General features: G+C 46.5%; 1 pseudogene. It reads left to right on the top strand.

Annotated features, from left to right (window positions below):
• Positions 1 to 274, top strand: a pseudogene (locus CIK04_RS32640) (IS5/IS1182 family transposase); the annotation flags it as partial.

Genomic DNA, 274 nt, shown 5'->3' with positions numbered 1-274 from the left:
GTCGCTTTAATGGCACGGRTGTATCGAACGTATTTTTATCAATATCGTAGAGCAAGCCATGACGAAAGGCTTGGTCGCGGGTCAAGAGCTCTTTACGGACAGTACTCATCTCAAAGCGAACGCCAACAAGAATAAACACACCAATAAAGTCACGGCGGTTCGCGCGAGTGCCTATCTTGATATGCTGGATGACGACGTCGCGTTAGACCGAGAAAAAGCGGGTAAGAAGCCTCTTAAGGCTCGTGAATCAGAGTCAAAAACAAAGAATACCAAA

It is taken from the genome of Vibrio sp. 03_296 (assembly GCF_002265885.1).
This window is presented reverse-complemented; position numbering and strand designations above follow the sequence as displayed.